Annotated in this window: 19 protein-coding genes; 4 read left to right on the top strand and 15 right to left on the bottom strand. The window is 65.6% G+C overall.

All coding sequences use genetic code 11. The features are described 5' to 3' along the window. Positions 1-90: 90 nt before the first annotated feature. Together OE747_RS05365 and OE747_RS05360 are read left to right on the top strand one after the other, a co-directional pair. A complete protein-coding gene (locus tag OE747_RS05365) occupies positions 91-942 on the top strand; it encodes a LysR family transcriptional regulator (protein WP_263827580.1) in 852 nt (283 codons plus the stop codon). Positions 943-1,015: 73 nt separating this feature from the next. Continuing rightward, positions 1,016-1,627, top strand: coding sequence for an MliC family protein (locus OE747_RS05360; protein ID WP_263827579.1), 612 nt, complete (start codon positions 1,016-1,018; stop codon positions 1,625-1,627). Between the two features lie 3 nt (positions 1,628-1,630). Here the strand turns inward: OE747_RS05360 and OE747_RS05355 are convergent, their stop codons facing one another. The 5 genes from OE747_RS05355 to OE747_RS05335 all read right to left on the bottom strand — a co-directional run bounded on the left by OE747_RS05355 (position 1,631) and on the right by OE747_RS05335 (position 5,668). Then, positions 1,631-2,287, bottom strand: coding sequence for a flavin reductase family protein (locus OE747_RS05355; protein WP_263827578.1), 657 nt, complete (start codon positions 2,285-2,287; stop codon positions 1,631-1,633). Positions 2,288-2,610: 323 nt separating this feature from the next. Continuing rightward, positions 2,611-2,946: a carboxymuconolactone decarboxylase family protein gene (locus OE747_RS05350; protein WP_263827577.1), complete on the bottom strand. Its 336-nt coding sequence runs from the start codon at positions 2,944-2,946 to the stop codon at positions 2,611-2,613. 69 nt (positions 2,947-3,015) lie between these two features. Continuing rightward, entirely contained in the window at positions 3,016-3,666 is a 651-nt protein-coding gene (locus OE747_RS05345; protein WP_263827576.1) for a class I SAM-dependent methyltransferase, read from the bottom strand. Next, entirely contained in the window at positions 3,663-4,733 is a 1,071-nt protein-coding gene (locus tag OE747_RS05340) for an NAD(P)/FAD-dependent oxidoreductase (RefSeq protein WP_263827575.1), read from the bottom strand. The genes OE747_RS05345 and OE747_RS05340 overlap by 4 nt, the downstream gene beginning before the upstream one ends. Then, positions 4,730-5,668, bottom strand: a complete 939-nt coding sequence (locus OE747_RS05335; protein ID WP_263827574.1) for an aldo/keto reductase — start codon at positions 5,666-5,668, stop codon at positions 4,730-4,732. The genes OE747_RS05340 and OE747_RS05335 overlap by 4 nt, the downstream gene beginning before the upstream one ends. A gap of 125 nt (positions 5,669-5,793) precedes the next feature. On the opposite strand from OE747_RS05335, the gene OE747_RS05330 reads away from it, so the two are divergent. After that, the gene (locus OE747_RS05330) at positions 5,794-6,207 is read left to right on the top strand and encodes a hypothetical protein (protein WP_263827573.1); all 414 of its coding nucleotides are present in this window, start codon (positions 5,794-5,796) and stop codon (positions 6,205-6,207) included. Next, complete coding sequence (locus OE747_RS05325) at positions 6,200-7,438, top strand: HlyD family secretion protein (RefSeq protein ID WP_263827572.1); 1,239 nt, start codon at positions 6,200-6,202, stop codon at positions 7,436-7,438. The genes OE747_RS05330 and OE747_RS05325 overlap by 8 nt, the downstream gene beginning before the upstream one ends. A gap of 43 nt (positions 7,439-7,481) precedes the next feature. Here OE747_RS05325 and OE747_RS05320 read toward each other — a convergent pair whose 3' ends face one another. The 10 genes from OE747_RS05320 to OE747_RS05275 all read right to left on the bottom strand — a co-directional run bounded on the left by OE747_RS05320 (position 7,482) and on the right by OE747_RS05275 (position 18,720). Further along, complete coding sequence (locus OE747_RS05320; RefSeq protein WP_263827571.1) at positions 7,482-7,880, bottom strand: hypothetical protein; 399 nt, start codon at positions 7,878-7,880, stop codon at positions 7,482-7,484. Between the two features lie 3 nt (positions 7,881-7,883). After that, positions 7,884-8,117, bottom strand: coding sequence for a hypothetical protein (locus OE747_RS05315; RefSeq protein WP_263827570.1), 234 nt, complete (start codon positions 8,115-8,117; stop codon positions 7,884-7,886). A 204-nt stretch (positions 8,118-8,321) separates the two neighbouring features. Beyond that, on the bottom strand, positions 8,322-9,395 hold the full coding sequence (locus OE747_RS05310; protein WP_263827569.1) for a BMP family ABC transporter substrate-binding protein: 1,074 nt from the start codon (positions 9,393-9,395) through the stop codon (positions 8,322-8,324). 35 nt (positions 9,396-9,430) lie between these two features. Then, the gene (locus tag OE747_RS05305; protein ID WP_263827568.1) at positions 9,431-10,351 is read right to left on the bottom strand and encodes an ABC transporter permease; all 921 of its coding nucleotides are present in this window, start codon (positions 10,349-10,351) and stop codon (positions 9,431-9,433) included. A gap of 3 nt (positions 10,352-10,354) precedes the next feature. Then, complete coding sequence (locus OE747_RS05300) at positions 10,355-11,437, bottom strand: ABC transporter permease (RefSeq protein WP_263827918.1); 1,083 nt, start codon at positions 11,435-11,437, stop codon at positions 10,355-10,357. 54 nt (positions 11,438-11,491) lie between these two features. Next, positions 11,492-13,009 carry an ABC transporter ATP-binding protein gene (locus tag OE747_RS05295; RefSeq protein WP_263827567.1) on the bottom strand — a complete coding sequence of 506 codons (1,518 nt, stop codon included), beginning with the start codon at positions 13,007-13,009 and terminating at the stop codon, positions 11,492-11,494. Further along, entirely contained in the window at positions 13,006-13,938 is a 933-nt protein-coding gene (gene xdhC, locus OE747_RS05290) for a xanthine dehydrogenase accessory protein XdhC (protein WP_263827566.1), read from the bottom strand. The genes OE747_RS05295 and xdhC overlap by 4 nt, the downstream gene beginning before the upstream one ends. Further along, positions 13,928-16,258 (bottom strand): xanthine dehydrogenase molybdopterin binding subunit, encoded by a 2,331-nt coding sequence (xdhB, locus tag OE747_RS05285; protein ID WP_263827565.1) that lies wholly within the window; start codon positions 16,256-16,258, stop codon positions 13,928-13,930. The genes xdhC and xdhB overlap by 11 nt, the downstream gene beginning before the upstream one ends. Continuing rightward, positions 16,255-17,640, bottom strand: a complete 1,386-nt coding sequence (gene xdhA, locus OE747_RS05280; RefSeq protein ID WP_263827564.1) for a xanthine dehydrogenase small subunit — start codon at positions 17,638-17,640, stop codon at positions 16,255-16,257. The genes xdhB and xdhA overlap by 4 nt, the downstream gene beginning before the upstream one ends. 315 nt (positions 17,641-17,955) lie before the next feature. Then, positions 17,956-18,720, bottom strand: a complete 765-nt coding sequence (locus OE747_RS05275; protein ID WP_263827563.1) for a sulfite exporter TauE/SafE family protein — start codon at positions 18,718-18,720, stop codon at positions 17,956-17,958. Between the last annotated feature and the right edge of the window lie 52 nt (positions 18,721-18,772).

Here is an 18,772-nt window from a genome sequence, read left to right as displayed (position 1 = left end):
CTTCGTGTCTGCTTCGGGCAAAGGTAGCAGAGCGAATCTGAGCAGAAAAACGAATTGATTTGCTCAGACTGATATGAAAAATGTTTCGCCATGCAGATCGCCGCGTTAGAGACTTTCCTCGCCATTGCCGAGACCGGCAGTTTCCACGCCGCTGCCCGGGCGCTCAACATCACCCAGACCGCCGTCAGCGCCCGCATCAAGGCGCTGGAAACCGCGCTGGGGGTCGCGCTCTTCGAGCGCGGACCGGCGGGAACAAGGCTCAGCCTCGCGGGCCAACGGTTCCGCCCGCATGCCGAGCAGATGCTGCGGACCTGGAGCTTTGTCACCGCCGAGATGGCCGCCGGACCCGGCGCGCGCGGCGCCTTGCGGCTGGGCGCGCAGCTGTCGCTCTGGGATGCGCTTCTGGTCGACATGGCGGTCTGGCTGGAACAGGAACAGGGCGTCGTCCCCTTCACCCTGAACTATGACCACGCGCTCGACATGGGGGTGGCGGTGGCCGAACGCCTTGTCGACCTCGCGCTGGTGCATGACAGACCGACGCAGCCGGGGATCGAGGTAACCGACCTGCCCGACGAGCGGCTGACGCTGGTATCTGACCGGCCCCTTACCCTCGGGCAGGACGAGATGCCGCTCTTCATCAACCTCGAGTTCTGCGCCGAATACGACCGGCTCTGGCAGCAGGTGATGCCGCCCGGCAGCCGTCAGCATATCGTTCTGGGCAATGCCGCGATGGGCCTGCGCTATCTGATGCGGCGGGGCGGCGTGGGGTACTTCCCCGACACGATGGTGGGCGGTCCGCTGCGGCGCGGGCGGTTGCACGCGGTGCGCGGCGCCCCCGAAATGCGGCTGGCCTGCCGGGCCATCCATCTGCGCGACAATCCGGGCCTGGGCCAGATCGAAACCGTCATCATCGGGCTGCGCAAACTGCGCGGCGGGCGCTGACGCCGGTTTTGGTCCGTGGTGATGGTGTGCTAGACTAATGGCGATTTCGAGTTCGCCATTCAGGAGAGACGCCATGCGCGCCTTTTTCGCCGCCTGCCTTCTGCTGGCCGCCCCGGCGTTTGCCCAGGAAGGCCCGTCCTTCGATTGTTCCAAGGCGCAGAGTGACGCCGAGCAACTGATCTGCCAGGATGCCGATCTGGCCCGGCTCGACCGGCTGGTCACCGCGCGCTATGTCGCCGCGCTCGACGTGGTCGAGGGGTTGGACACTGGCGCCGAGCGGGCAAAGCAGTCACTGCGCGCCGAACAGCGCGGCTGGATCAAGGGCCGCGACGAGTGTTGGAAGGCGGACGATTTGCGTACCTGTATCGCCGATAGCTATCTGCGGCGCGAGGGCGAGCTGGTGGCCCGCTGGATGCTGGAGGAGCCGGCCGGCATCGCCTTCTGGGCCTGCGGCGGCAATCCGGCGAACGAGGTGGCGACCTATTTCTACGCCACCGAATTGCCCAGCGTGCGCTTCGAACGCGGCGACAGCGTCGATACCGGGTCGCTGGTGCCGACCGGATCGGGCTCACGATACGAGGCCAGCTTTGGCCGCTCGATCTGGATCAAGGGCGACAATGCCATATATCGTGACCCCGATCCTGACGGCAGCGAATGGGACTGTGTCCTGGCGTCCAATGGCTAGGGCTCAGCCCGCGCGCCCTTCCAGCCCCGCCTGCGCCGCCGAGTCGGACCCCGGGACCCGCATTTCGAAGGTCTCGGTGATGACGGCATAGTCGAAATAGCCCATCCGCGCGATCGGCCGCACCTTTGCTATGTCAAGCTTGCCATCGGGCGTGATGATCGCATCGTCGATATGGATCTTTTCGACCGAGGCAAAGACGACATCAATCGTGCCGACATCGGAATTCCCCCTCAGGCGATGCGTGCTGATGTATCGGCACTCGAACTTGACCGGGCTCTCTTTCACCATCGGTATCGGGGCGTTGTCGGCATATTCGCGGGTCACTTTCAGCCGGTCGAACTCGCTTTCCTGCGGCGGCAGCGCCATCGCGCTCAGGTTGACCGCCTCTCTCAGGTCATAGGTGGCCATGTTCCACACGAACCAACCCGTTTCCTCGGCATTGATCACCGTGTCCTTGCGTCGGCCATCGGGATACTGGTTGGCCGAAAACATCACCATCGGGGGATCGAACGTCAGGTTTTGCCACTGGCTGTAGGGGGCGATGTTCTCGACACCGTCCCGGCTCACACTCGACAGCCACCCGATCGGGCGCGGGACTGTGCAGCTCTTGAACGGAGAATAGGGAAGCGGGCTTGGCTCAATGCCGGGAGAGTATTTCATGACGGGCCTTCCACGTTACATTGTTGCGGCATTTTGCCAATGTATCGGTCGTTTGCAAATCCGGTGTCCTGCAAAGGCGCACTCGGGTTTTCAAGAGGAAGCGTCAAAGGAACCGGTCAGTGCGCGCGTTCGAAACGCTTTGGTGGGTTCACGCTTAAGGACTGCAACGAAACCGTGTGCCATCCAGCTGGCGCAAGAGATGGGCCCGGGCAACCGCATCGTCACCTTCTGCTGTGACAACGGTGGCAGATACCTGGACGGTCCTATCTACCGCTGATCGGGGTTGCGGCAGGGCGGTGCGCTATCGGCCCGCCCTTGATCCATCACCCGACCAGCTCGTCGAAACATTCCAGCGCCTTGGCGGCGTACATCATCGACGGCCCGCCGCCCATCTGGATCGTCATCGCCAGCACGTCGGCCACCTCGACCCGGCTGGCGCCGGCCTTGACCAGCGCCTCGACATGTAGCGAGATGCAGGGCTCGCAGCGCGACGCGACCGAGATGCCGAGCGCCACGAATTCCTTGGTCTTGAAATCCAGCGTGCCGCCTTCCTTTACCGTCTTGCCCAGGGCGCCAAACGCGCGGGCGGTGTCGGGAATGGCACCATGAAGATTGCGCAGCCCCGCGCGGGTGGCTGCCAGCTTGTCGTTCCAGCTCATTGGAATGTCCCCTACATATCTGTTCATCGGCATATGTAGGGGCGGTGGCGACAGCGGCCTTGATCTGGATCAGATGCGTGGCTTTTCCGCGATCAGGGCAAGATTGTTGGCGGGCATCTCGACCACCTCGGCCATTTCCAACCCGGCCCCCTGCATCAGGTCCATCGTGTCGAAATCGTCCTTGTAGCCGATCTCGGGGTCCTCGGCGATCAGCGCGGTATGGAACCGCGCGTCACCCTCGCTGGTCAATTCGCCCGCCCGCATGAACGGGCCATAGATCACCAGCCGCCCGCCGGGCGCCAGCGCGGCGGCGGCCTCGGCGATCAGGGTCGCGGCTTCGGGCGTCGAGATCAGATGGAGAAGGTTGATCAGCACCACCAGATCCTGCCCCGCCCAGTCCGCGCCCCAGCCGGGGCGCGTCGCGTTCAGCTCCTGCACTGGCGCGACATTGTCCAGGTCCTCGCAATAGGCGTCGATACTGGCGCGGCGCTGGGCGTCGACCTCGGTCGGCTGCCAGTTAAGCCCCGGCAGCCGTTCGGCAAAGGCCCTGACATGCTGGCCGGTGCCGCTGGCCAGTTCCAGCGCGCGGCCCTGATGCGGCGCCACCTGCTCCAGCAGATCGCAGAGCACGGCCGTGTTCCGTTCCGCCGCAGGCGCCACCATGCGCGCGCCGTCACCCTGCGTGGCGATACTGGCGACCGAGGGCGGCTTGCGGCTCATCTCAGCCGCTCCGGACGCAATTGCGCCACCACCCCGGCCTCGATCTCGGGTGCGGCGCCTGTCATCAGGTCACACAGCAGCTGCGAGGCCGCGGGCGAGGTCTGGAACCCATAGCCACCCTGACCGGCGCACCAGATAAAATCGCGCTGATCCGGGTCCGGCCCCAGCACCAGCACCCGGTCGGGGGCAAAACTGCGCAAGCCCGCCCAGTTGCTGTCCATCCGCGTGACCTCCTCGGTCACCATTTCCTGATAGCGCGCCAACCCCTCGGCCAGCACCATGTCATCGGCCCAGGCGTCCTGCGGTTCGACCGGGTCGGCATCGGCGGGCGAGACGATCAGCTTGCCCGCATCAGGCTTGGCATACCAGCTTTCGCCGACCCCCATCAGCATCGGCCAGCCGCTCAGGTCATGACCGCCGGGCGCCGGGATCCGCGCCATGGACCGGCGGTAGGGCTGCAAGCCGATCGGCGCCACCCCGGCCATCACCGCCACCTGATCGGCCCAGGCCCCGGCGGCATTGACGATATTGCGCGCCTCGAACACGTCGCCCGCCTCGACCTGCCAGACCGCGCCGCGCGAGATGCCTGTCACCCGCCGCCGGGTCAGCACCGCGCCGCCATTGGCGCGAATGACACGCGCGAAATCCTGCATCAGACGGTCTGTGTCGATATCCCAGGCCTCGGCATGATGGGCGGTGTAGACAACCGTTTCCGGGTTCAGGATCGGCACCATGGCACGGGCTTCGTCCACCGAAATCGGCGTCATCTCCATGTCCACCACATCCGTTTCATAAGCGGCGGCCTGATCCGCGCGCCCCAGCAGCATCAGCCCGCGCGGGTTCAGATAGCCGCCATTGGCGGTGTGGTGATAATCGGCGCTGGCCCGGTTCAGCGCCACCACGGCGGGCTTGCCATAAGCCGCCTCGAACAGCGCCGCCGAGCGGCCGGAGGCGTGGTAGCCCAGCGCGTCCTCGGCCTCCAGCACGGTCACCTTGCCATGCGCCGACAGGCGCGCACCCGCGCTCAGGCCCGCGATACCGCCGCCGATCACCAGAAAGTCGATCATGCCTGTTCCTCGATCCTGTCTGTTGCCGGGGGCGGCGTCGGGCTCAGCGCCGTGAGCCGCGCATAAAGCTCCGGCGACATCTCAAACGTCATCGCCGCCAGCGAGGGGCGCAACTGCTCGGCCGAGCGGGCCGAGACGATGGGTTGCGCACCCAGCGGGCTGGCCGCCACCCAGGCCACCGCCAGCGTCGCCGGATCGACGCCCAACTCGGCCCCGATCTCGGCCAGCGCCTCGGCTGCGCGCGGCATCCAGTCCAGACCGTACCGCGCGGCATAGCGGTGGTCCTCGGTCAGCCGCCCGGCACCGCCGCTTGCGTATTTGCCGGTCAAGAGCCCGCCGCCCAGCGGCGAATAGGCCGCCACATTGATCTCTTGATCGGCGCACATCGGCAGGATCTCGACCTCTGCCTGGCGCTTGACCAGGTTGTACATCGGCTGCACCAGATCGATGCGCAGGTCGAACAGGCTGGCCACAGCGACTGCCTTCATCACTTGCCAGGCGGCGAAATTCGACAGGCCGACATAGCGGATCTTGCCTTCGTCCCGCAGCCGCGCAAAACATTCCATGGTTTCATTCAGGTCGGTCTCGGCGTCGAACCGATGCAGATAAAGCGCATCGACCATGTCGAGCCCCAGCCGCGACAGCGAGATATCGAGCTGGGCGCGCATGTTGGCGGCGCCCGCGCCGCCGTCATACCCCACCTTGGTGGCGATCAGGAGTTGCTCGCGCTCCGCCCGGATCAACTCGCCCAACAGGGTCTCGGACTGCCCGCCGGTATAGACATGGGCGGTGTCGAAATGGCTGATGCCCGCCGCGCGGCAGGCCTCATACATGTGGCGGCTCGCCGCCGCGTCGGCACGGCCGCCGAACTGCATGGTGCCAAAGGCAAATCCACGCGCGTCGGTGCCATCGAGTGTGGTCATAATACGTGTCATGCCCCGGACCATGACATGCTCCACGCTGGCCGAAAAGGGCAAACAGCCACGTGCAGCGACTTGCCTGAAAACCCACCGGATCGCATAGTCGGGCGAGAAATCAAAGGCACAGACAGGACGAGGGAATGAACACATCCGAAATGCATCCGATGGCCACGGCACACTTACCCGGCTATCTGCCAGGGGCCGATGGCAGCGATCCGCTATTCATCGGGGTCGCTACCTTTACAATCGCTCTCATCGTGTTCATCGGTGCGATGTATTTCACCCTGCACGCCTTGCCGGAACGCATGGCCCATCACGGCAACCACACCCAGTTCCAGGTGATCGGCATCCTCGCACTGATCGCGCTCTTTACCCATAACAACATCTTCTGGGTCGCCGCCCTGCTGCTCGCCGCCTTCCGGATGCCCGATTTCCTGACCCCGCTCCAGTCGATGGCCGGCTCGCTCAGCGGTATCCTTAGCCGGATGTCCCCACCATCCGACGCCCCCCCGCCCGCCGCACCGGCCGAACCGGAGGCGCCCCGCGATGTTTGAGCTTCTGATCTGTTCTCTGGTCACCATCCTGCCCGACTACCTCTATCGCCGCTACCGTCAGGGCAAGCGATGGGGGCACGAGATCACCTTCTTCACCATGTGGTACGAGCTGCGCCATGGCATCACGCTCTGCGCCATGCTCACCATCTCGCTGATCACGCTGGTGTTCTTCTACCATCCCGCGACCTCGAACGTGCGCTCGTTCTTTCGCACCGTGACCATCCTGCCGGAAACCGGTGGCCGGGTGTCCGAGGTACATGTGACCAACAACCAGCAGGTCGCGGCGGGCGATCTGCTGTTCCGGCTCGACGACGCCAGTCAGCGCGCGGCGGTCGAGACCGCCGAACGCCGGGTCCAGGAGGTCGAGGCCTCGCTGGTCGTGGCCGAGGCGAACCTTGCCGCCGCGCTGGGCAGCGTGACCCGCGCCGAAGCGGCGCTGAACCAGTCGCAAGAGGATCTGGCCCGTGAACAGGAGCTGATCAATCGCGGTTCAAGCGCGGCCCGCCAGGCCGAGCTGGACCGCTTCACCAACGAGGTCGGCATCCGCGAGGGCGAGCTTGCCGCCGCCCGCGCCCAGCAGCAGGCGGTCGAGGAACAGATCCGCGTGCTGATCCCGGCCCAGCGGGCCAGCGCCCAGGCGGCGCTGGAACAGGCGGAAACCGAACTGGCCAAGACCAGCGTCCATGCCGGGGTCTCGGGCACGGTGGAACAGTTCGGCCTACAGGTCGGCGATTACATCAACCCGATCCTGCGCCCCGCCGGCATTCTCGTTCCCGAAGATTTCGTGGATCAGCACCGCTACGTCGCCGGGTTCCACCAGATCGCGGCGGGGGTGATCAAACCGGGCATGTATGCGGAAATGACCTGCCTGTCGAAACCCTTCACCGTCATCCCGATGGTGGTGGTCGGCATTCAGGACGTGGTCCCCTCGGGCCAGATAAGACCGACTGACATACTGGTCGATCCGCAGGACAACGCCCGCCCGGGCACCGTGACCGTGTTCATGGAACCGGTCTATCGCGGCCAGGCCGATGGCATTCCCGCCGGTTCGAACTGCCTGGCCAATGCCTATACCAACAACCACGACATTCTGCATGACGAAGACCTCAGTACCGGTCGCTGGCTGTTCCTGCATGTGGTCGACACCGTGGGGCTGGTGCATGCGATCCTGCTGCGCATCCAGACGCTGCTGATGCCGGTCAAGACGCTGGTACTTAGCGGCGGGCACTGATCCGACAGATACGCGATGAAAGGGGCCGTTTCCGGCCTCTTTCCTATTCGGCGGCGATGGCCGACTGATCGGTGATCACCATGCTGCACGCGCGGCAGGCGGTCTCGCCGCGCTGATCGAACCAGCGGCAGCTGGCGCGGATCGGGCAGGGTGGCAGGTGATCGGCCAGCGGTACCCGTGCCGCGTCCAGATGTTCCAGCACATGGTCGATCACGCCGCAGCGGCTGCCGGTCCATTGCGCGCAGCCCGAGGTCGCGCAGGGGGAGGAAAAACGCATGCGCGCCTCGGGCTTGCCATGGGCAGAGGCGGTTTCGACAAAATCGGCGTCGATGGTCATGGAACTACGCAGATGGCGCACATGCCCGTCCGACCCCTTGACGCCCAAGAGCTGGTTGCCCGGCGCGCAGCGCGCGCTCGGGCAGGTGCGGTCGGGATCCGGCATGGCTCAGCCCATGCGAGCCAGCATGCCGCCCAACTGCTTCTCCCGTTCAAGCAGCGGACCCAGTTCCGGATGCAGGATGATCCCGTACCACTCGCGCGGGAACTTGGTGACCCAGGGTTTCTCGAACCCGGTGCGGGCAATATGGCCCAGAACCATCTTCTGGATGTCCGCCTGAAGCTCCAGCTCCGAGTTCCGATCCATTTCCAGATCGCCGGTATCGACAACAAAACGTGCCATGTCAGTACTCCTTGATGAAAATGCCGCCCCTGAAAATACGAGCGGGGCAGGGACAGGATACATGCCGGACAACCCGCACCCTATGCGGGAATTCCGGACCACGATGCACGTATCGGCTGGAATCCGCCGATCCATCCCGCGTTCGGGTGAAACGAAAAAGGCCCCGCCGAAGCGGGGCCTTTGATCCGGGTTTCAGACCGGGGATCAGTTCGGGATGTCGCCTTCGATGCCTTCGACATAGAAGTTCATGCCCGCCAGTGTGCCGTCATCGGCGGTTTCGCCCTCGGCCAGCCAGTCCGACCCGTCCTGCTTTTTCAGCGGGCCGGTGAATGCGTGATAGGAGCCGTTGGCAAGAGCGTCCTTGAGCGCCAGCGCCTCGGCCTTCACCTCGGCCGGAACCGCGTCCGAGATCTCGCCGATGCCGACCATGCCGGCGCCGATGCCGTCCCAGGTGCTTACGCTGGTCCAGGTGCCGTCCATCACCGCCTGGGTGCGGGCGATGTAATAGGGGGCCCAGTTGTCGATGATCGAGCTGACGCGCGGCATCGGGGCATACTCGCTCATGTCCGAGGCCTGGCCAAAGGTGATCACGTTACCGGCGGCCTGTGCGGCGGCCTGCGGTGCGGTCGAATCGGTGTGTTGCAGGATCACGTCCGCACCTTGTTCGATCAGCACCTTGGCGGCATCCGCCTCTTTCGCCGGGTCGAACCAGGTATAGGCCCAGACGATCTTGAACTGTACGTCCGGGTTCACCTTGCGGGCGTGGATAAAGGCCGAGTTGATGCCTCGGATCACCTCGGGGATCGGGTAGGACCCGATATAGCCCACGATGTTCGACTTGGTCATGCGCCCGGCAATGGTGCCCTGCACGGCGCGGCCCTCATAGAAACGGGCCGAATAGACCGACACGTTTTCGGCCTGCTTGTAGCCGGTGGCATGCTCGAACTTCACCTTCGGGAACTTCTTGGCCACGTTGATCGTCGGATCCATATAGCCGAACGAGGTGGTAAAGATCAGATCGGCACCTTCCAGCGCCATCTGCGTCATCACCCGCTCGGCATCCGGGCCCTCGGGCACGCTTTCGACGAACACGGTCTCGACCTTGTCGCCAAAATGCTCCTCGACGGCCAGACGGCCCTTGTTGTGCTCATAGGTCCAGCCACCGTCGCCCACGGGGCCGACATAGACAAAACCGACCTTGGTCTTGTCCTGCGCCATTGCGCTGGTCGCCAGACCCAGCGCAATCGCGGCAGTTGCGAGAATAGACGTGAACTTCATTTAGGAACTCCCCAGTTGGTTGTTGTTTGCTCTCATCAGTGAGAGGCGTGGAAAGTGCGGCCCAGCGAGGCCGGTGCGCTGCTCTTGTCCGCCGAAAGGATGACAAGGACAAGGATGGTGATGATGTAGGGCGACATTGCCAGATACTCGACCGGAATGGCAACGCCCGCTGCTTGCAGATTGAGCTGAACGACCGTGACACCGCCAAAGAGATAGGCACCGAGCAGCGCGCGCCAGGGCTTCCAGCTGGCGAACACCACCAGCGCCAGCGCGATCCAGCCGACACCGGCGGTCATGCCCTCGGTCCACTGCGGCACGCGGATGAGGCTGATATAGGCCCCGCCCAGCCCGGCACAGGCGCCGCCGAACATGATCGCCATCACCCGGATGCGGATCACCTTGTAGCCCAGCGCATGGGCGGCATCGTGGTTTTCACCCACCGCGCGCAGGATCAGGCCCGCACGGCTGTGTTTCAGCATCCACCAGACCGCCGCCGTCAGCGCGATGCCCAGATAGAGGACCAGATCATGGCTGAACAGGATCGGCCCCACCACCGGCAGATCGCTCAGCACCGGCAGGTCGAGCTTACCCATCGCGGGCGGCTTGATCCCGACATAGGACTGGCCCATCAGCGCGCTGAGCCCCAGGCCGAACAGCGTCAGCGCCAGGCCGCTCGCCACCTGATTGGCCAGCGCCACCTGGGTCAGCACCACGAACAAGAGCGACAGGATCGCGCCGCCCACGGCGGCGCCGATGAACCCAAGCCAGGGCGAGCCGGTCTCGACCGCGATGGCAAAACCGCTGATCGCACCGACGATCATCATGCCCTCGACGCCCAGGTTCAGAACGCCCGCGCGCTCCACCACCAATTCGCCGATCGCGGCCAGCAGGAGGGGGGTCGCGGCGACCATGAGAGAGGCCACCAGAAGGACGGGATTGATTGCAGACAGGTCCATGGTTCACGCCACCTCTTTGCGGGCCGCACGGATGCGGTAATTGGTCAACAGATCCAGCGCCAGCAGGAAGAACAAGAGCATCCCCTGGAACACCTGGATCGCGGCGGCAGGCAGGCCCAGACTGCCCTGCGCGATCTCGCCGCCGATATAGGTCAGCGCCATCAACCCTCCGGCCAGCAGGATGCCCACCGGATGCAACCGGCCCAGAAAGGCCACGATGATCGCGGTAAAGCCATAGCCCACGTTGAAATCGATGCTGATCTGCCCCGACGGGCCCGAGACCTCGAACAGCCCCGCCAGCCCCGCCAGCGCGCCCGAGACGCCCAGGCAGAACAGGATCAGCCGGGCCGGTTTCACCCCGGCAAACCGCGCCGCGCGCGGCGCCTCGCCAGTCAGCCGGATATGGAACCCGGTCATGTGCCGGTTCAAGAGCACATAGGCGAAGATCACCGCGATCAGCGCCGCCACCACGCCCCAATGCATCCCCGATCCCTCGATCAGCTCGGCATTATGCGCGCTGGCATAAGATTGCAGGTTGCGCGAACCGGGAAAGCCGAATCCCTCGGGGTTCTTCAACAACCCCAGCGACATCGAGGCCAAGAGCTGTTCGGCCACATAGACCATCATCAGCGACACCAGGATCTCGTTGGTGCCGAACCGCACCTTCAGGAAGGCGGGCACCATGGCCCAGGCCCATCCGCCAAAAGCGCCCGCAATCACCATCAGCGGAAAGATATAGAAGGCCTCCATCGGGTAAAAGGCGAGCCCCACACCGGCGCCCACGATGGCGCCCATGATGTACTGCCCCTCGGCCCCGATGTTCCAGATCCCCGCGCGAAAACCCAGGGAAAGGCCGATGGCGATCAGCACCAGCGGCGCCCCTTTCACCAGCAATTGCGGACGATAGTAGAACGCATATTCCCCGAACAGCGGCTCCCAGAAAATGGTGCCGATCGCCTCGACCGGGTTCTTGCCCAGGGCCGCAAACAGCAGCCCGCCAAAAAACATGGTGGCCAGCACCGCCACCAGCGGCGTCGCCATCGACCAGGCCCGCGAAGGCTGCGGCCGTTTCTCCAGAACGATCATCCGCACGTCCCCCCAATCACGGTGTTCTTGTTGTCAGTTTGTTTCGGGTTGCGCTCAGACATGCGCCACCTCCATCCCGTGGGCGCCGCCCATCATCAGGCCGATCTCGTCCACGGTCAGCCCGGCGGTGTCGCGCGGCGCACTCAGCCGCCCCTCGTTCAACGCAGCAAACGTGTCCGAGATCTCCATCAGCTCGTCCAGGTCCTGGCTGATGCAGACCACCGCCGTGCCCTTGGCCGCCAGATCCAGCAGCGCCTGCCGGATCGCGGCCGCGGCGGAGGCGTCCACACCCCAGGTGGGCTGGTTCACCACCAGCACGTCCGGGTTCTGCAACACCTCGCGCCCGATGACGAATTTTTGCAGGTTGCCACCCGACAGCGACCGCGCCGCGTTTTCCGGCCCCGGCGTGCGCACGTCGAATTCCTTGATGATCCGCTCGGCGAAGGCCTGCGTTTCGGCCCATTTCAGGAACCCGTTGCTTTCCAGCCCCTCGCGCACCGATCCGGTGAGCAGCGCGTTTTCCGTCAGGCTCATGTTCGGCGCCGCCGCATGGCCGAGCCGCTCCTCGGGTGCCGTCAAAAGACCCAGCCGCCGCCGCGCCACCGGCCCCAGCCGGCCCACCGGCTGGCCATCCTTCTTGACCGCGTCCGCCGCCGTCAGGATCTCGCCCGACAGTACCGCAAGCAATTCGTCTTGCCCGTTGCCCGCAACCCCGCCGATGCCCAGAACCTCGCCCTTGCGCACCGTCATATGCACGTTCTTCAGCGAGGTGCCGAATTCGCTGGGTGAGGGCACCGACAGGCCCGAGATATCCAGCGCGATCTCGCCGAATTCACGCCCCGAGCGTTCCGGGGTCTTCAGCGCCGTGCCCACCATCATCTCGGCCATGTCGCGGGCCGAGGTCTCGCGCGGGGTGCATTCGCCCACATTCTTGCCCAGCCGCAGGATGGTCGCATGGTCGCAAAGCGTGCGGATCTCCTCCAGCTTGTGGCTGATATAGAGGATCGAGGTCCCTTCGGAGCGCAGCTTTTGCAGTGTCTGGAACAGGATCTCCACCTCCTGCGGCGTCAGCACGCTGGTCGGCTCGTCCATGATCAACAGCTTGGGGTCCTGGAGCAGACAGCGGATGATCTCGACCCGCTGCCGCTCGCCCGCGCTCAGATCACCGACGGTGCGGAACGGATCAAGCGGCAGGCCATAGGTCTCGCTCACCTCGCGGATACGCGCGGCCAGATCGCCCATCGCGGGCGGATTCTCCATCCCCAGCGCGATGTTCTCGGCCACGTTCAGCGCATCGAACAGCGAGAAATGCTGGAACACCATGGCAATCCCGTCAGCCCGCGCCGCGCGCGGCTCGGGCGGCGCATAAGGCGCGCCGCGCAGGGACATGCTGCCGCTGTCGGGCTTGACCAACCCATAGATCATCTTGACCAGCGTGGACTTGCCCGCGCCGTTCTCGCCCAGCAGGGCATGCACCTCGCCCTCGCCGATGTCGAAGGAGACGTTATCGTTGGCGACCACGCCGGGATAGGCCTTGGTCAGCCCCTTGATGCTCAGAAGTGGTGTGCTCACGCGCTCAGCTCCTTCCTTGTCGTTTCGCTATGCGCCGGGCTCAAGAGCCGGGCGGCAACGCCAATGGCGATGCTGGCGGGATGTTTGCCCAGGGCGGGATCGCCGATGGGGCAGGTGATGCGACCGATCTGCTGCGGCGTGTGGCCAAGCGCCGCCAGCCGCGACCGGAATCGCGCCCATTTGGTAGCCGAGCCAATCAGCCCGGCAAAGGCAAAATCGTGTCTCAGCAACCGGTTGCACAGGTCCAGGTCCAGTTCGTGCGAATAGGTCAGGATCAGATGCTCACCCTCTTTCGGCGCATACCCCACCAGATCGGCAGGCCGCGCCGCGGGCAGCGGCATTACCCCGGCAGGGATGGAATCGGGAAACCGCTCCACCCCGGTATCGACCCAGGTGATGGCGATCTCGGGCAGCGGCGACAGCACATCGACCAGCGCCCGGCCCACATGGCCCGCGCCCCAGATCCAGAGCTGCCGCGCCGGTCTCAACACAGGCTCGACCATCCAGTCGCCGATCAGCTGCGCCTCGGGCAGCACACCCTGTCCGCGCGCCCGCGCCAGCAGGCGCTTGACCATCAGCGGCGCCGGCGCCGCGCCGCCCACCGCCCGCGCCACAACCGCGCCGTCAATCGCCTCCAGCCGCGCCGCATCCCAGACTTCCGTCAACAGCGTCACCGCCCCGCCACAGCACTGGCCCAGCTCCGGCCCCAGCGCATGACGGCTCAGCCCCAGCCGCCCGGTGCGCGCGGCCTCCGCTGCCTGAAACTCCAAAGCGCCGCCACCGATCGTGCCCGACTGGCCGTCTTTCCAGACCAGCATCGCCGCGCCCACCTCGCGCGGGGAGGATCCCCTGATCGCCGCGATCACCACCCGGGTCACGACCCCATGTTCGGCTACCGCCGCGCGCAGCCCCTCCAGATCAAACGCCATCGCCAAGCCTCCGGATGCCTTTCCAGACCTCCTCCGCCGTCGCGGGCGCGTTCAGCGCCGGATAGGCATCGCCACAGGACGCCACCGCATCGGACAAGGCCAGCCAGGCCGAAATCCCCAGCATGAACGGCGGCTCGCCCACCGCCTTCGACCGATAGATCGTGTCCTCCCGGTTCTGCCCGCCCCACAGCGCCACGTTGAACACCTCGGGCCGGTCCGAACAGGCCGGGATCTTGTAGGTCGAGGGCGCATGCGTCCTGAGCCGTCCGTGATCGTCCCAGACCAGCTCCTCGGTGGTCAGCCAGCCCGCGCCTTGCACATAGCCGCCCTCGACCTGGCCGATATCCAGATCCGGGTTCAGCGAGGCACCGGCATCATGCAGGATGTCGGTCCGCAGGATGCGGTATTCGCCGGTCAGCGTGTCCACCGCCACCTCGGTCACCGAGGCGCCATAGGCAAAATAGTAGAACGGCCGCCCGCGTCCCTGGATCCGGTCCCACTCGATCTTGGGCGTCTTGTAGAACCCGGTGGCCGACAGGCTGATCCGCCCCTGATAGGCCAGCGCCGCCGCCTCGGCGAAACTGTACCGCGCCTCACCCACCTCGACCTGCCCATTCCCGAACCGGACCGAGGCGACCTCCGCCTGATGCCGCTCGGCCAGATAGGCCGCCATCCGGTCGCGGATGGTGTCACAGGCGGCCTTCACCGCCATGCCGTTCAGGTCCGAGCCCGACGAGGCCGCCGTGGCCGAGGTATTGGGCACCTTGGCGGTATCGGTGGCGGTGATCTTCACCATCTCCAGCGGGATGCCGAACCGGCTTGCCGCCACCTGCGCCACCTTCTGGAACAGGCCCTGACCCATCTCGGTGCCGCCATGGTTCAGATGCACGGAGCCGTCCTGATAGACATGCACCAGCGCGCCTGCCTGGTTAAGATGAGTGAGGGTAAAGGAAATCCCGAACTTCACCGGTGAAAAGGCGATGCCCCGCTTCACGATCGGATTGGCCGCGTTCCACGCCGCCACCGCCGCCTTGCGCGCGGCGTAATCCGACGATGCCAGCAGCGCCTCGGTCATCCCGTGCAGTTCGAAATCCTCGACCACCTGCCCATAGGGCGTGGTATTCTCCTTCATTCCGCCGGAAATACTCCGGGGGGTGTGGGGGGCAGCGCCACCCGCGGGTGCCGCATAGTAATTGCGCTGCCTGAGCTCGACCGGGTCGATCCCCAGCACATGCGCGGCATGGTCCATGACCCGCTCGATCCCCACCATCCCCTGCGGCCCGCCAAACCCGCGATAGGCGGTGGCGGATTGCGTGTTGGTCTTCAGCCGGTGGCTTTCGATCCGGGCATTTGGCAGCAGATAGGCATTGTCCGCATGCAGCATCGCCCGGTCCGCCACCGGCAGCGAAAGGTCCTGCGCCCAGCCGCAGATCGCGTGATGCAGGAAGGAAACGCCCAGTATCCGCCCCTCAGTGTCGAACCCGGCACGATAGCCGATGCGGAAGGCATGGCGCTTGCCGGTGATCACCATGTCGTCGTCGCGGTCATAGCGCATCTTGCAGGCGCGCCCGGTGGCGCGCGCCGCCACCGCGCAGGCCACCGCCAGCGCGTTGCCCTGGCTCTCCTTGCCGCCAAAGCCGCCACCCATGCGGCGGGTCTCGACCCGGACGGCGTGCATCGGCACGCCCAAGGCCTCGGCTACCTTGTGCTGGATCTCGGTCGGGTGCTGGGTGGAACTGTGCACCAGCATGTCGCCGCCCTCGCCGGGCAGGGCCAGCGCGGCCTGACCTTCGAGATAGAAATGCTCCTGCCCGCCCAGCTCGAACGTGCCCTCGATGACATGGGCCGCCCCGGCAATCGCCGCCTCGGCATCGCCCTTCTCATAGATGCGCGGCCCGTCCTCGAACCGGCTGTTGGCCGCCAGCGCCTGTTCGATGGTCAGGATCGCGGGTTCCTCGGCATAGTCGATCCGCACCCGCCGTACCGCCTTGCGCGCGGCCAGGTGGCTGGTCGCCACCACCACGAAGATCGGCTGACCGACATAGTGGACGGTGCCGTCCGACAGCAAAGGCTCGTCGTGGATCGAGGGCGAGACATCATTGGCAAAGGGCAGGTCATCGGCCGTCATCACCAGCACCACGCCGGGGGCGCGCTTCACCTCTTCGAGGTTCATCGCGGTGATCCGCCCCTTGGCGATGGTGCTCAGGCCAAAGGCCAGATGCAGCGTGTCGCGCGGGGTCGGGATATCGTCGACATAGCGGGCGGTGCCGGCCACATGCAGCGGCGCCGCGTCATGCGGCAGGGGTTTGGCGACGCTCATGCCCGTACCTCCAGCACATTGGTCAAATGGCCCTGATCCTCGGCGAAATAGCGGCGCAGCATCGCCTTGGCGGTCTCCATCCGGTAGCGGGCCGAGGCGCGCATGTCCGACATCGGGGTGAAATCGGCCTCGAATTCTGGCACCGCAGCGTTAACAACCTGTTGCGTCCAGGGCTGGCCGATCAGCGCCGCCTCGACCGCGCGGGCGCGTTTCGGGATGCCCGCCATACCGCCAAAGGCGATGCGGGCGGCGGTAACGGTGCCGCCCTCGACGGTGATGTTGAAACAGCCGCAGACGGCCGAGATATCCTGATCGAAACGCTTCGACAGCTTGTAGCATTTCAGCCGGTCGGGCTGGCGCGGAAAACTCACCGCCTCGACAAACTCGCCCGGCGCGCGGTCCTGCTTGCCATAGTCGATGAAAAACGCCTCGAGCGGCAGGTCGCGGCGTGTGTCGCCCTTGCGCAGATGCAATGTCGCCCCCAGCGCGATCAGCGCGGGCGGGTTGTCACCGATGGGCGAGCCATTGGCGATATTGCCGCCGACTGTGGCGGCATTGCGCACCTGCACGCTGGCATAGCGGCGGATCATTTCGCCATAGGACGGGTGCAGGGGAGCCACGGCGTCACGCATTCGGTTCATGTCGACCATGGCGCCCAGGCGCACATGGGTATCGGTGACCTCGATCTCCTTCAGATCGGCGCAGCCGGAAAGGAAAATGACCTTGGGCAGGTCGCGCAGCTGCTTGGTGACCCAGAGGCCCACATCCGTTGCCCCGGCGACCAGCGTGGCATCGGGATGGGCTTCGTAGAGGGTCGCGAGCTCATCGCTTGAGGTGGGGGAGGAAGGGGGCTCTGCCCCCCGGCCTGCGGCCTCCCCCCGGAGTATTTCCGGCGAAATGAAGGCGCGATCGGTGGCGAGCCAGTCGGGTTTCGGTGCGCTTTCGACCGCACGAGCGGCGCGGATGATCGGGGCATAGCCGGTGCAGCGGCAGAGATTGCCCGCCAGCTGGGTGTCATGGTCGGTGGCGCCTTCGGCATGGCCCGCAACCATCGACATCACGAAGCCCGGGGTGCAGAAACCGCACTGGCTGCCGTGATGGGTCACCATGGCCTGTTGGACCGGGTGGCTGCCGCCCAACCCCTCGACCGTGCGCACCGCCTTGCCATGCAGTTGCGGCAGGAACAGGATGCAGGCGTTCAGGGCGCGAGTGCCATCGGCATCGCTGACGGCCACGGTGCAGGCGCCGCAATCGCCCTCGTTGCAACCCTCCTTGGTGCCGGTCAGACCGCGATCCTCGCGCAGCCAGTCAAGCAGCGTGGCGGTGGGGTCGGCCTCCACCAGCTCCACTGTCTCTCCGTTCAGAAGAAACGTGATCTTCATACTGTGAAACCCGTCGCCTTACCCTGTTGGCCCATTGCTGCCCTCCTTCGATGCGACGTAGAAGACGGGGCGGGCTGTGTTCTGTAAAAAGGTTAGAAACGCGACCGGGCTTCTGGCAAGGAAAACTCTCTCTGCGCTGCAACATTTCTGCGCCTGTGCTGGCAGGTTGCAAAAGATGCCTGAAAAATACTCCAACTGAATCAAGGGTCTGTCCCTGCGGCCCGGACACGGATTTGAAAGACCTTCAGGTTTTAACGAATAATCGCAAGCGGCCTTTTGGCGAACGGGTGGTAGTCTGCGGCCCGTGCTGCCGTCTCAGAGCAGCGAGGCCAGCCTTTGCAGGCCGATGCCGATCGCCAGCACTCCAACCGCCACGGTCAGGGGACGCCGCGGCGCGATGGCCGCCAGCCTGCCGCCCAGCAGTGCCGCGGGCACCCCGCCGGCCACCAGTCCAGCCACCGGCAGCAGCACCTCGTGCAGGTCGCGCCCGGTGCCCCAGCGACCCAGATGGTACCCGGCCATCAGCGCAAGGAACACCGTCAGGCTGACCACCAGTTCGGCCAGCGCCGAGGACCCGATGGCGCGGCGCGGTTCGTGGCCCGCGCCGATCAGCCCGCTGGTCACCACCGGCCCCCAGCTGCCGCCGATCCCCTCGATCAACCCGCCGGTGGCCCCCAGCGCCGAGACCCGTCCGGTCGCCAGCAGGCGCGGCGCCCGCCCCGACAGCCCGCGCCACAGGATCAGCCCGCCGATCAGCAAGAGGTATCCGCCGATGATCACCGTCAGCACCGGCCGTTTCAACTCGCCCAGGATCAGCGCGCCGACGATACCCCCTGCCGCCCCGGCCAGCGCCAGGCGCCCAAACAGCGCCTTGTCGATATTGCCGTTGAGCGCATGGGAAATCCCCGCCACGATGCCGGTCGGCACCTTGGCCGCGTTGACACTGGCCGAGACCAGCGGCGGCGGCACCCCTTGGGCCAAAAGGACCGAGGCGGATATGACCCCAAACCCCATTCCCAGGGCACTGTCTGCAAGCTGCGCGATAAAGCCCACAAGGGCGAAGGTCAGGAACAGGTCCAAGGGCGACTCGGGGGAAAAGAGCCTAGTTTCCCTCTCGCTAAGCTATTCGCAT

Source organism: Ruegeria aquimaris (assembly GCF_025751555.1).
Taxonomy (GTDB): domain Bacteria; phylum Pseudomonadota; class Alphaproteobacteria; order Rhodobacterales; family Rhodobacteraceae; genus Ruegeria_B; species Ruegeria_B aquimaris.
This window is presented reverse-complemented; position numbering and strand designations above follow the sequence as displayed.

Coding starts and splice junctions, on each gene's coding strand:
- OE747_RS05365 (WP_263827580.1), top strand. CDS start 91: ATGCAGATCGCCGCGTTAGAGACTTTCCTCGCCATTGCCGAGACCGGC.
- OE747_RS05360 (WP_263827579.1), top strand. CDS start 1,016: ATGCGCGCCTTTTTCGCCGCCTGCCTTCTGCTGGCCGCCCCGGCGTTT.
- OE747_RS05355 (WP_263827578.1), bottom strand. CDS start 2,287: ATGAAATACTCTCCCGGCATTGAGCCAAGCCCGCTTCCCTATTCTCCG.
- OE747_RS05350 (WP_263827577.1), bottom strand. CDS start 2,946: ATGAGCTGGAACGACAAGCTGGCAGCCACCCGCGCGGGGCTGCGCAAT.
- OE747_RS05345 (WP_263827576.1), bottom strand. CDS start 3,666: ATGAGCCGCAAGCCGCCCTCGGTCGCCAGTATCGCCACGCAGGGTGAC.
- OE747_RS05340 (WP_263827575.1), bottom strand. CDS start 4,733: ATGATCGACTTTCTGGTGATCGGCGGCGGTATCGCGGGCCTGAGCGCG.
- OE747_RS05335 (WP_263827574.1), bottom strand. CDS start 5,668: ATGACACGTATTATGACCACACTCGATGGCACCGACGCGCGTGGATTT.
- OE747_RS05330 (WP_263827573.1), top strand. CDS start 5,794: ATGAACACATCCGAAATGCATCCGATGGCCACGGCACACTTACCCGGC.
- OE747_RS05325 (WP_263827572.1), top strand. CDS start 6,200: ATGTTTGAGCTTCTGATCTGTTCTCTGGTCACCATCCTGCCCGACTAC.
- OE747_RS05320 (WP_263827571.1), bottom strand. CDS start 7,880: ATGCCGGATCCCGACCGCACCTGCCCGAGCGCGCGCTGCGCGCCGGGC.
- OE747_RS05315 (WP_263827570.1), bottom strand. CDS start 8,117: ATGGCACGTTTTGTTGTCGATACCGGCGATCTGGAAATGGATCGGAAC.
- OE747_RS05310 (WP_263827569.1), bottom strand. CDS start 9,395: ATGAAGTTCACGTCTATTCTCGCAACTGCCGCGATTGCGCTGGGTCTG.
- OE747_RS05305 (WP_263827568.1), bottom strand. CDS start 10,351: ATGGACCTGTCTGCAATCAATCCCGTCCTTCTGGTGGCCTCTCTCATG.
- OE747_RS05300 (WP_263827918.1), bottom strand. CDS start 11,437: ATGATCGTTCTGGAGAAACGGCCGCAGCCTTCGCGGGCCTGGTCGATG.
- xdhC (WP_263827566.1), bottom strand. CDS start 13,938: ATGGCGTTTGATCTGGAGGGGCTGCGCGCGGCGGTAGCCGAACATGGG.
- xdhB (WP_263827565.1), bottom strand. CDS start 16,258: ATGAGCGTCGCCAAACCCCTGCCGCATGACGCGGCGCCGCTGCATGTG.
- xdhA (WP_263827564.1), bottom strand. CDS start 17,640: ATGAAGATCACGTTTCTTCTGAACGGAGAGACAGTGGAGCTGGTGGAG.